A 12162-nucleotide genomic window follows, 5' to 3' on the forward strand; every position below is an offset into this window, starting at 1 on the left:
CCATCGCCGGTGCGGTGAAGATCAAGTAGCGCGGATAGTAGATCGGCTCGCTGATGGCCGAATAGACGACGACCAGGGCGGTGGGAATCACCATCCACGCGGCGGCGATGATCAGCAAGCGGCGCAGGTCACCGGTCGGGGCCGTCACACCCGCCAGCCGGATCACAACCGCCGCGACGATCAAAACCGCGCTCGCAATGGCGAAGGCCACGCTGTGGTCGAAGTACTGGCGCAAGACGATGTCGAACGCGTAGTGCCAGCTGACGGGGTAGATCCAATTGACCTGCCACACCTGGTTGTGCGCGAACAGGATGAACGGCGTCATGGCCGCCACCGCGATGGCCGAGCTGGCGGTCCACCAGAGCACCGGAGATTTGCGGGCGCCTTTCGGCGCGAGCAGCGGCAGCATTGCGCCATAAACCGGCACCAACAGCACCAGGTTCAAGTTGAGCAGGATCGACAGCATCAATCCCAGCGCGTACCAAAGCCACCCGCGCGGCCTGCTATGCCGGACGGTCGCAACGAACAACACCGTGAGCCACACGGCCGCGGCGGCCACGAAGGCGTACGGACGCGCCTCCATGCCCGCCCATGTGGTGCGCGGCAGAATCGCGAAGATCGCACCCGCGCACACCGCCATGGGTCGCGTCGAAAACTGCTTGGTGAATACCGTGACCCCGGCGGCGGCCGCTCCGACGGCCAGGGAGCTGGGGAAACGCGACCAGAACTCGGTGGGACCGAACACGGCGAACCAGCCGTGCATCAGCAGGTAGTAAGCCCCATGGACGGCGTCGATGTGGCTCAGCAACCGCCAGAGCTCCGGCAAAGTCCGGCTGGCCGACGCCGATATGGTCGCCCCCTCGTCGAACCAGAGCGACGGCCGACAGGCCCAGGCGGCGCTGACAACGGTGGCGAACAGGGCGATCGCCCACGGATCGAGCAACCTGCCGCGCACACCGCCGGGCACGCGCTCGGCACCAATATCCCCGGCACGCGGCTCGAGGGCGGGCTCGAGGGTGGGCATGGACATGATGCTTGTTACTTTAAAGCGCGGCTCGTAGAACGGTCACAATCCGTGTCCGGCGCATTCGGTCTCCGTGTCGACATTTGCGAAAAGCCGCGTAATGCAATGTCTTCCGCGTTTGCCGCGCGCATTTGATTGTTTTGTCATTGGCGATATTGTCCGTTGGCGCAGCCAGAACCCGCAAATTGTGGACGCGCCACGCCACACCGTGTCGCTAATCTATCTCCTGCGCATCGAGCAAACACGCTACTGTCTTGGGTTGGCTGACCAACCGAAACTGGGAGGGTAAATGGGCGCCTATCGGACTGTGGTGGTAGGAACCGATGGCTCGGATTCGTCGATGCGCGCGGTGGAGAAGGCGGCTCAGATCGCCGGACCGGACGCCAAGCTGATCGTGGCGTCGGCATACCTGCCCCAACACGAGGACGCCCGGGCGGCCGATGTCCTGCGGGATGAAAGCTACAAGGTTTCGGGCACCGCGCCGATTTACGCGATCCTGCGCGATGCCAAGGACCGCGCTCACGCCGCGGGCGCGAAGAACATCGACGAGCGGCCCATCGTCGGGGCTCCGGTCGACGCGCTGGTGCACCTCGCCGAGGAGGAGCAGGCCGATCTACTCGTGGTCGGCAACGTGGGCTTGAGCACGATCGCCGGCCGGTTGCTGGGATCGGTGCCGGCCAACGTCTCGCGTCGGGCTAAGACCGACGTGCTGATCGTGCACACGACCGCCTAGCACCGGTTTCAGCTGGCCCCCTTGGCCCACCGGGCCGGGAAACGCATCGGCATGCCCCGCGACTACCAGCCCCGCTCGCGCCATTCGCTCAGGTGGGGGCGCTCGGCGCCCAACGCGGTGTCGTCACCATGCCCCGGATAGATGACGGTGGAGTCGTCATACATGTCGAACACCCGGGTGGTGACGTCCTCGATCAGCTGGGTGAAATCACCGGGTTGCCGCGTCTTCCCGACGCCGCCCGGGAACAGGCAGTCGCCGGTGAACAACTGGGTGACCCCGCCCGTCGCCGGTCCGTCCAGGGCCAGCGCGATCGATCCCGGGGTATGCCCGCGCAGGTGGATGACGTCGAAGGCCAGCTCGCCGATCTGTACGGTGTCGCCGTTGGCCAGCAAACGGTCGGGTTTGACCGGCAGCGGGTCCGCGTCGATCTCGTTGGCGGCGGTCGGCGCACCAGTAGCGGCGGCTACCGCCTCCAGTGCCTGCCAGTGATCGAAGTGCTGATGACTGGTCACGATCAGCGACACCTTCGGGGTGTTCTGCCGGATCAGGTCGATCAGGATGTCCGCGTCGTTGGCGGCGTCGATCAGCAGCGTTTCGCCGGTAGCGGAACAAGTGATCAGATAAGCGTTGTTGTCCATAGGGCCGACCGAGACCTTTAGGATCGTGGCGCCGGGTAGGGTCCGGCGGGCCGCGGTACCGGGGTCGACGTGTCCGGTGTAGTTGTCGTCCACTGCAGTCATGTGCGCTACTCCTTGATCCTGGCTTGAAACTGGACGAGCCGGGAGCGTCGTCGTCGGCGCCAGTCACTGGCGGCCACGTTACTGGTCGTAGGTTGCTTGTCGGTATGGACACATAGCATGGAATGCGCCGTGCGCAATTCCGGTTCGGGATCCGCATTGCGGCTACGAGAAGTTGCCAGATAGTTCTGAGAGGGGCAGCGTTGGCTGACCGTCTGATCGTCAAGGGCGCCCGCGAGCACAACCTGCGCGGCGTCGACCTCGACCTGCCCCGCGACGCGCTGATCGTCTTCACCGGGTTGTCGGGTTCGGGCAAATCGTCGCTGGCCTTCGACACGATTTTCGCCGAGGGGCAGCGCCGCTACGTGGAGTCGCTGTCGGCCTACGCCCGCCAGTTCCTGGGGCAGATGGACAAGCCGGATGTCGACTTCATCGAGGGTCTGTCCCCGGCGGTGTCCATCGACCAGAAGTCCACGAACCGCAACCCGAGATCGACCGTCGGAACGATTACCGAGGTCTACGACTACCTGCGGCTGCTGTATGCCCGCGCGGGCAGCCCGCACTGCCCGATCTGTGGTGAGCGGATCGCCCGGCAGACCCCGCAGCAAATCGTCGATCAGGTGCTGGCGATGCCGGAGGGCACCCGATTCCTGGTGCTCGCCCCGGTGGTGCGCACCCGCAAGGGCGAGTTCGCCGACCTCTTCGAGAAGCTCAATGCCCAGGGCTACAGCCGGGTCCGGGTCGACGGCGTGGTGCACCCGCTGACCGATCCGCCGAAGCTGAAAAAGCAGGAAAAGCACGACATCGAGGTGGTGGTGGACCGCCTGACCGTCAAGGTGTCCGCCAAGCAGCGGCTCACCGATTCGGTGGAAACCGCGCTCAAGCTGGCCGACGGCATCGTGGTGCTCGAGTTCGTCGATCACGAACACGACGCGCACAACCGGGAGCAGCGGTTCTCCGAGAAACTGGCCTGCCCCAACGGGCACGCGCTCGCGGTCGACGACCTGGAACCGCGGTCGTTTTCGTTCAACTCGCCCTACGGCGCCTGCCCCGAGTGCAGCGGTCTGGGCATCCGCAAGGAAGTCGACCCCGACCTGGTGGTGCCCGACCCCGAGCGCACCCTGGCCGACGGCGCGGTGGCGCCGTGGTCGACGGGCCACACCGCGGAGTACTTCACCCGGATGATGGCCGGACTCGGCGACGAGCTGGGCTTCGACGTCGACACCCCGTGGCGCAAACTGCCGGCCAAGGCCCGCAAGGCGATCCTCGAGGGCTCCGACCACCAGGTGCATGTGCGCTACCGCAACCGGTACGGCCGGACCCGGTCCTACTACGCCGATTTCGAAGGCGTGCTGGCATTCCTGCAGCGCAAGATGGCCCAGACCGAATCCGAGCAGATGAAGGAACGCTACGAAGGCTTCATGCGTGACGTGCCCTGCCCGGTGTGTGAGGGCACCCGGCTCAAGCCGGAGATTCTGGCCGTCACGCTGGCCGCGGGGGACCGGGGCGCGAAGTCCATCGCCGAGGTCTGCGAACTGTCGATCTCGGACTGCGCGGACTTCCTCAACGCGCTCACCCTCGGCGTCCGTGAGAAGGCGATCGCCGGGCAGGTGCTCAAGGAAATCCAGTCGCGGCTGGGCTTTTTGCTCGACGTCGGGCTGGAGTATCTGTCGCTGTCCCGCGCGGCGGCCACGCTGTCCGGCGGTGAGGCGCAACGCATTCGGCTGGCCACCCAGATCGGGTCCGGTCTGGTCGGTGTGCTCTACGTGCTCGACGAGCCGTCCATCGGGCTGCATCAGCGCGACAACCGTCGGCTCATCGAAACCCTCACGCGGCTAAGGGGTTTGGGTAACACGCTGATCGTCGTCGAGCACGACGAGGACACCATCGCGCACGCCGACTGGATCGTCGACATCGGCCCGCGGGCCGGTGAGCACGGGGGCGAGATCGTGCACAGCGGCACCTACAGCGAGCTGCTGGCGAACGAGGATTCGATCACCGGCGCGTACCTGTCGGGCAAGGAACGAATCGAGATGCCGGCGAAGCGCCGGCCCGTCGACAAGCGTCGGCTCACCGTCGTCGGCGCCCGCGAACACAACCTGCGCGGCATCGACGTCTCGTTCCCGCTCGGCGTGCTCACCTCGGTGACCGGTGTGTCGGGCTCCGGCAAGTCGACCCTGGTCAACGACATCCTGGCCGCGGTGCTGGCCAACCGGCTCAACGGCGCCCGGCAAGTCCCCGGCCGGCACACCCGGGTCACCGGGCTGGACCACTTGGACAAGTTGGTGCGGGTGGATCAGTCACCGATCGGCCGCACCCCGCGATCCAACCCGGCCACCTACACCGGGGTATTCGACAAGATCCGCACCCTGTTCGCCGCCACCACCGAGGCCAAAGTGCGGGGCTATCAACCGGGCCGGTTCTCGTTCAACGTCAAGGGCGGCCGCTGCGAAGCCTGCACCGGCGACGGCACCATCAAGATCGAGATGAACTTTTTGCCCGATGTGTATGTGCCGTGCGAGGTCTGCCATGGCGCCCGCTACAACCGCGAAACCCTGGAGGTGCATTACAAGGGCAAGACGATCTCCGAAGTGCTGGACATGTCCATCGAGGAAGCGGCGGAGTTCTTCGAGCCGATCACCGGCATCCACCGCTATCTGCGCACCCTGGTCGACGTCGGGCTGGGTTATGTGCGGCTCGGACAGCCCGCACCGACGCTGTCCGGTGGCGAGGCGCAGCGCGTCAAGCTGGCCGCCGAACTGCAGAAGCGCTCGACCGGGCGCACCGTCTACATCCTCGACGAACCCACCACGGGTCTGCATTTCGACGACATCCGCAAGCTGCTCAAGGTCATCAACGGCCTTGTCGACAAAGGCAATACGGTCATCGTCATCGAGCACAACCTCGACGTGATCAAGACCTCGGACTGGATCGTCGACATGGGGCCGGAAGGCGGCGCCGAGGGCGGAACCGTTGTCGCGGAAGGCACTCCGGAGGAGGTCGCCGCGGTGCCGGAGAGTTACACCGGCAAGTTCCTCGCCGAGGTGATCGGCCGTAGCCCGGCGACATCGAGTGCTCCGCGGCGATCGAACCGGCGTCGCAAAGTCACCGCCTGAGTCCGGCTCAACCCTTCTCGGGCTTCATCGACTTCCGGATCTGGGCCAGCCGCTCGGCCGCGGCGCGCTGGCGTTCGTCGTACTGTTCCTCGACCGAGCGGCCCTCGGGTGGTTCCGCATCGAGTTCGGCGGCGCCTTGCGCCGTCGCGTACCGGGTCTCGATCTGGTCGCGCACCGACTCAAAGGTCGGCGCACCGGACTCGTCGTAATCCGGGCCAGGCCCGGTGGTGCTGGGAGTGGCAGGTTCGTCGGGCATGCAGTCACGCTACTGCGGCAAGTGGTCGAATATCGCATCGTCGTTTTGAGTGCGGCAGCCTCGAAATAGGCCTCGCGGCACCGCAGCAACCCTGCGCCAAATCAAATGGAACACGAGCCGAGTTCGCCACTCATCGCTCGCGGAGTGGAGCCGTATTCGGCCCGCTTATGTCACAATCCCCTTGGTTAATTTGTCGCGAGTCGAATTAGCAAACGATTCAAGACGCGTTCAAAAAAAATTACTCGGTAGTAACGGCAAATAGGCGGAGGTCACACATGGAAGCGGCACAACTCGCGGGAATCGGGATCGACGCCCCGTGGTCGGAAACTGGGTTCGGTTGGCGCGACCACGCGACGGGATGCTGGGTCACCGCGTCCACCCCGGAGGCAGAGCCTGATCTGTGGAATAAGTACCTGGAAGGCGCATTGAACAGTTATCGCCGGCACGGACTGGATTGGGTGCTCGACCTCGACCAGATCCGGGACGGAGCCGACACCGCATTGTTTTTGGCCGTGCTTGACCCACAAGGGCGGGTGGTCGGCGGTACGCGTGTCGTAGGTCCCCTGCGCTCGCCGGAGGACTCCCACGCGCTCGAAGAATGGAAAGGCAACCCGGGACTTCCCTTGCTGCGCCATATGATTTCCAACCGGCTTCCGTTTGGCGTCGTGGAGGTGAAAAGCGCGTGGACCAATTCTCGCGAATATGGCAATCGTGCGCTCTCTACCGTGCTGGCCCGCACCGCACTGCCGATGATGACGTTGTTGGGTGTTCAGTTCGTGATGGCCACCGCGGCGGCGCACGTGCTGGAGCAGTGGCAGTCCTCCGGAGGCGTCGTGGCCAACCGCGTACCGGCAGCGGCCTATCCCACGCAGGATTACCGCACCAAGGTGATGTGGTGGGATCGTCGCACCCTTGCCACACATGCCGAGCCGGGACAATTTAAGCTGATGTGCGCCGAGAACGCCGAAATCCTTAGCCGCATCTCGGCGTAGGTGAAATCGCGGTTGAGGTCACAGTCCCGGTTGCCCGCGAAAGTGTTCTAGGGTCGAGTCGTGTCCATCGCTGAGCCCTTGCGTGACGTCGCCACATTGCCGTTGGCGCCGAAAAACCCGCTGCCGTATCGCGAACGACTAAAGGCCATCAGGGAATTCCATACAGGTACGAACAAACTTCGCGATGCCGGTGGGCCTGTCACCCGGGTGACCTTAGGCCCCAGCTGGCTGATTCCGGAGATCGTTTTGGCGACGTCTCCTCGAGGCATCCGCGACATCGTCAGCGTGCGAGACGGTTCGGTCGACAAGACCAGCACGGTGGCCACCGAGCTTAGGCGGCTGCTGGGAGGAAACCTGTTCGTCCTGCCCCACGCCGAGTGGTTGCCGCGTCGACGCACGTTACAGCCGGTGTTCACCCGACAGCGTGTCCGTCAGTTCGGCGGGCATATGGCCGAGGCCGCGGAGATCGTCTGTGCCAAGTGGCACGAGGGCACCGAGATCGATCTGGACGCGCAGTGCCGCACCCTGACATTGCGGGCGTTGGGCCGCTCGGTATTGGGTCTGGATCTCGATGAGCGCTCCGATGCGATCGCTGAGCCGCTGCGCGTGGCGACAAGCTACGCGGTGCGGCGTGCGCTGCGTCCGCTGCGCGCACCCGAGTGGATGCCCACACGGGCGCGGCGGCGGGCGCGCGTGGCGGCCGGGACGGTTCGCAAGCTGGCGGACGAGATTCTGCAAGCCTGTCGTGCCGATGCTGGTATGGAGGCTCCGCTGGTTCACGCGCTGATCGCCGCCGCCGACCCGGAAACGGGCAAGTCGTTGTCGGACAACGAAATCCGTGACGAGATGATCATCTTCTTGTTTGCCGGCCATGACACCACGGCGACGACGCTGACCTACGCGCTGTGGGCGCTAGGCCGCCATCCGGACGTGCAGGAGCGCGTCGCGGACGAAGCCGCCGGGCTCGGCGACCGCCAACTTACTCCCGACGATGTTGCACGGCTGGGCTTTACGGTCCAGGTACTGCAAGAGGCACTGCGGCTGTGCCCGCCGGGACCGACCGGAACCCGGATGGCGACCCGCGATGTCGAAGTCGCCGGCTACCGCGTCAAAGCCGGCACCATGCTGGCGTTCGGAAGAATGGCGGTACAAACCGATCCGGCCTTATGGGACGATACGCTGCGATTCGACCCCGACCGATTCAGTCCCGAGCGTGCCGAGGGTCGCGACCGTTGGCAGTACGTTCCGTTCGGGGGCGGGCCTCGCTCATGTATCGGGGACCACTTCGCGATGCTGGAAGCCACACTGGCGTTGGCAACGATCGTTCGCCGAGCCGAAATCGAGTCCTTGTCCGATGATTTCCCGCTGGCAGTGCCGTTCACGATGGTCGCGGCGGCCCCGATCAGGGCCAGGGTACGACTCCGTCACTGACGTTCCGCTGGTCCACGTCCGTACGCTGCGCCGAGCCTCTCCGTCGCCGGGCGGGGTCAGGGATGCGCGGGTAGCCGCGAATGTCATCATTGCGGCTATGGCTTCTCGTCACACGCGATTTCGGTTCTTCTACCGGGTGGGCTTCACGCCGTGGGAGGGCCATCCGATCGGGCAGGGTCTGCGGGATCTGGTCGAGGGAACTGCTGACACGCCGGCGCTGCCCAAGGGGCAGGCCCTCGACGTGGGATGCGGCACCGGGGATTGCGCCATTTACCTCGCGCAGCACGGCTGGACGGTGACCGGGGTCGACTACATCGCCAAGCCGCTCGAAAAGGCGCGCGCCAAGGCCCGCTCCGCCGATGTTGCGGTCGATTTCGCCCGTGCCGACGTCACGCAGTTGAGTCAATCCGGAATCGGGACGGGCTTCCAGTTGATCGTCGACAACGGCTGTATCCACAACATGAGTGGCGGCGATCGTGCAGCGTACGTTCGGGAGGTCAGCGCCGTCGCGGCGCCCGATGCGCGGCTGTTCGTTGTCGCTTTCCCGCCTGGCGGCCGGTTCGGCGTGCCGGGCATCGATCAGGATGAGATCGAGCGACGGTTCGTTCCCGGCTGGACGCTGTTGTCCACGGGCGAGGAGCGGCAGCTTGATGACAAGACGCCGACGTATTACTACTTGTTCCAGCGCCGACCCTGAATGCCGTTCGGCGGCCGGCGTGCCGCTTCGACCTAGATCGCGTTCTCTCTTCCGTAGGTCACTCGTCGGAGAAGTTCATCGGTATGACGCGTTTGGCGAGGAGTGACTCCATCGCAGTGCTGTCCAGTGGACGGGACAGCAGAAAGCCTTGTGCGCGATGGCAACCCAGGCTGAGCAGCGTTTTGGCCGCGGCCACAGTTTCGACGCCTTCGGCGATGACGTCGAGCCCGAAGGCGTCGGCCAGGGCCATCGTCGAGCGCACGATGGCCAGGTCACCGGGGTTGGTATCGACACTCTGGACAAATCCTTTGTCAATCTTGAGTGAATCGACGGGTAGGGATTTCAGATACGTCAGCACGCTGTAGCCGGTGCCGAAGTCGTCGATGGCGATCTGCACTCCGATGTCCTTCAATCCGAACAGCGTTTTGCGTGTGGCGTCGATATCTTGGACCACAACGCTTTCGGTGATCTCCAGACAGACGGTGCTAGGATCGAGGCCAAACTCGTTGAGGATGGCCGCGACGGTTCCGACGATACCGTCGGTGACGAGCTGCACCGGCGATACGTTGACCCGTAGCACCGCGCCGTGCCCGACGCCGCGTGATTGCCAGAGCCCGAATTGCGCACACGCTGAACGCATGACGAGACGACCGAGTCTGGCGCCCAGGTTGATCGATTCCACGACCTGGATGAACGAATCGGGCATCAACAACCCAAGAGTGGGGTGTTGCCAACGGATCAGCGCCTCGGTGCCGAGGATGTAGCCGGTCCGCATGTCGAACTCCGGCAGGTAATGGAGCACCAGGGCACCGCCACCGCTGTCGATCATCCCTTCCAGGTGCAGTTCGATGTCGTTGCGGATCATGTCTGTTGTCGACATCACGGGGCTGAACGTTGCGACCTTGTCGCCGCCGGAACCCTTGGCCGACCGGGTGGCCTGGTCGACGCGGCGCAGCAGGTCCGAAGTGCTCTCGTGTCCGGGTAGGCCGGTTGCGACGCCGAGACTTACGGTGCGACTGATCATCTCACCATCGATCGCGATCTGCCTATGGACCCGACCGTGCAGCGACTGCGCAAACGCCTCGGTGGCCTCGATGTCCATGGCCGCGGCTGGCACGACGACAAACTCGTCGCCACCGAAGCGGGCGATGACCGAGGGAACCTCGGCGGCCTCGCGTAACAGTGCGGCGAATGCCTCGATGAACCGGTTGCCCGCGTCTTGGCCGAGGCGATCGTTGATGACCTTAAAGCGGTCCAGCGCGAGGAACACCACCGAGACCGGACCCGGCTGTCCCTCGGCCAGTCGCCTGTCGAGGTGTGCGATGAGCGCCCTGCGGTTCAGCAACCCGGTGAGTTCGTCGTGCTCGGCTAGGTAGTGGATCTGCTGTTCGGCGACGACCCGGGCTTGCAACTGGGCGAAGAGCGCGGCGATCGCCTGCAGGGCGTTGAGCTCTTCCGGTAGCCATTCGCGGTCTCCGACCTTACCGAAGGCCAGTGTCCCGGTTGTCACGTCGCCAGACAGCAGCGGCACGGCGGCCAGGGAGACAGCACCCCACCCGGTGCCCTCGTCGATATTGCGTTGGTAGTCTGCGTTCGCCGGCGCGGGACGCACGACTTGGGGCGCTTTGAGGTGCTCGGCCTGCGCAAAGACCGAGTCCGCCTCGGCGAAGTAGACCACACCGATCGGGTCGGGATCGGCGTTGCGTGAGGGCCATTCGGCAACGAGCACCGTGGCGCCGATGGTGTGATCGTTGTGGCGTAGAAAGCTGAAGTCCACGCCCAACTCGCGAACCAGGTCGCTGAGTACCCGTTGACTGATCGCGGCAGAGTCAGCCGCGGTGGCTGCCATCAGCTCGGCGGCCGCGCCGGTGACCAGGTAGTCCGTTCCCGACATCGCCGTTACCGTAGCCGTAACCGGTGTGCAGCGGCGGGTTCGCGTACCGCGCCACTAGTCTGTGCGCGACATGGACCCGGAATCCCTGGGTGCCTCAGCAACGAAACGTTCAACTGAGCACCCGGGTCCGGTCAAGACTTCGGCGGCTCCGTACCGATGTGGGCGGCCCGACAGTGAACCGGAGTACCAGCACCGCGGATTGGTCGGACGGTATGTCGGCCAATGCTTGGAAGTCGCGCTGCAATCGGGTGAGTTCATCGGCGAACTGGGGTGACAGCTCGTCGAATTCGGTCCGGTCACGGGCGTACAGGAAGACCGGCGAGACCGGCTGGACGGAGATCTTGTGCTGCTGAGCGATGATCCAGATCAACTCGACCGCCGCTCCTCCCCGGGCGTAGTCGCCAAGGTCGTGTCCGGCCACGGTGATCGCGGCCAAGGCGGAACTGGATACTATCCGCTCGCGGGTGTCTTCGCCGAGTGCGCTACCGGCGTTCCATTGGGCCAGACAGGTCATGACGTCGGTGCGGCGCAGGATGTCGAGCATCGCCAGATCACCGGCGTCGAGTTCGAGGCTGCTCACATCGATGCCGATGTCCGGTTCGGCGTCGCCGGGCCAGCGCAATTCCGAGACCATCTCTTTGTGCAGGTGCGGTGTCAGGTAGCGGATACGGTCGGACGCCGCTAGAAGTGTTGCCGCATAGGCGATGTCGTCTCGCTCGGTGATCAAGTGTAGCTGCGCGCCTTCCCGGTGGGCGGCGGCGCTGAGTGCCTCGATGGTGACGACGTCGATGGGCCGGGGGCTTCCGTGGTGTCGGTTGGTTTCGCGTTCGAGCATGGGCTGATAAAGGTGAGCGAGGTCGGGGTCGGTGCCTTCGGTCAATTCCAGGGTGGCGCGGAGCGGGGATCCGTTGACGTGGTCCGTGAAGCTGGACGGTCCCAGAACGTGGTGGGCGGCCGCGGCGATTCTGGCGTTCATGAGGGCAGCTCCGACCGCGACGGCGCTGCCCCGGAACCCGACGTCCATTGTCGAAGTGTGTAGTGCGGCAACGTCAATGGTGATGTCGACAGGTCCGGCTTGGATACACCACGGTTGGATGTTTCCTCCCGACGGCGCGCGGATGGCCGCCGCGGCGATGATTCCGGCCAACCCGGGTAGTTCCGACGGCTCAGGATGGTCTACCGGCACGGGGCGGTGCCGTGCCATGTCGGGTTCGCTGAGTTGGTCGAGCGCCCAGCCAATATCGATGCGAGTTCGGCCCGAGTGCAGCTCCTCGCCGAGCCC

General features: G+C 65.0%; 10 protein-coding genes. 5 read left to right on the forward strand and 5 right to left on the reverse strand.

The window, feature by feature from the left end; genetic code table 11:
• Nucleotides 1-1030 (reverse strand): hypothetical protein (locus A5782_RS09100; protein ID WP_067098235.1); only part of this gene is annotated, 1030 nt, incomplete at its 3' end.
• A 283-nt stretch (nt 1031-1313) separates the two neighbouring features.
• Here A5782_RS09100 and A5782_RS09105 point away from each other — a divergent pair.
• A complete protein-coding gene (locus tag A5782_RS09105) occupies nt 1314-1757 on the forward strand; it encodes a universal stress protein (RefSeq protein WP_067098238.1) in 444 nt (147 codons plus the stop codon).
• 62 nt (nt 1758-1819) lie between these two features.
• On the opposite strand, the gene A5782_RS09110 is transcribed toward A5782_RS09105, so the two are convergent.
• Nucleotides 1820-2497, reverse strand: a complete 678-nt coding sequence (locus tag A5782_RS09110) for an MBL fold metallo-hydrolase (protein ID WP_067098241.1) — start codon at nt 2495-2497, stop codon at nt 1820-1822.
• Between the two features lie 200 nt (nt 2498-2697).
• Between A5782_RS09110 and uvrA the strand changes: the two genes are divergently transcribed.
• On the forward strand, nt 2698-5610 hold the full coding sequence (gene uvrA, locus A5782_RS09115; protein ID WP_067098244.1) for an excinuclease ABC subunit UvrA: 2913 nt from the start codon (nt 2698-2700) through the stop codon (nt 5608-5610).
• A 7-nt stretch (nt 5611-5617) separates the two neighbouring features.
• Here uvrA and A5782_RS09120 read toward each other — a convergent pair whose 3' ends face one another.
• Nucleotides 5618-5866 carry a PspA/IM30 family protein gene (locus A5782_RS09120; protein ID WP_067098248.1) on the reverse strand — a complete coding sequence of 83 codons (249 nt, stop codon included), beginning with the start codon at nt 5864-5866 and terminating at the stop codon, nt 5618-5620.
• A gap of 275 nt (nt 5867-6141) precedes the next feature.
• On the opposite strand from A5782_RS09120, the gene A5782_RS09125 reads away from it, so the two are divergent.
• The 3 genes from A5782_RS09125 (at nt 6142) to A5782_RS09135 (ending at nt 8986) form a co-directional block, all read left to right on the forward strand.
• Nucleotides 6142-6858, forward strand: coding sequence for a hypothetical protein (locus A5782_RS09125; protein ID WP_067098252.1), 717 nt, complete (start codon nt 6142-6144; stop codon nt 6856-6858).
• A gap of 60 nt (nt 6859-6918) precedes the next feature.
• Nucleotides 6919-8289 (forward strand): cytochrome P450, encoded by a 1371-nt coding sequence (locus A5782_RS09130; protein ID WP_067098256.1) that lies wholly within the window; start codon nt 6919-6921, stop codon nt 8287-8289.
• Nucleotides 8290-8386: 97 nt separating this feature from the next.
• On the forward strand, nt 8387-8986 hold the full coding sequence (locus tag A5782_RS09135) for a bifunctional 2-polyprenyl-6-hydroxyphenol methylase/3-demethylubiquinol 3-O-methyltransferase UbiG (RefSeq protein ID WP_067098260.1): 600 nt from the start codon (nt 8387-8389) through the stop codon (nt 8984-8986).
• Between the two features lie 58 nt (nt 8987-9044).
• Here A5782_RS09135 and A5782_RS09140 read toward each other — a convergent pair whose 3' ends face one another.
• Together A5782_RS09140 and A5782_RS09145 are read right to left on the reverse strand one after the other, a co-directional pair.
• The gene (locus A5782_RS09140; protein WP_067098264.1) at nt 9045-10880 is read right to left on the reverse strand and encodes a bifunctional diguanylate cyclase/phosphodiesterase; all 1836 of its coding nucleotides are present in this window, start codon (nt 10878-10880) and stop codon (nt 9045-9047) included.
• Between the two features lie 109 nt (nt 10881-10989).
• A partial coding sequence (locus A5782_RS09145; protein ID WP_156623863.1) for an Rv1355c family protein occupies nt 10990-12162 on the reverse strand: 1173 nt, incomplete at its 5' end.

Origin of the sequence: Mycobacterium sp. 852002-40037_SCH5390672 (assembly GCF_001665875.1) — a bacterium.
Classification (GTDB): domain Bacteria; phylum Actinomycetota; class Actinomycetes; order Mycobacteriales; family Mycobacteriaceae; genus Mycobacterium.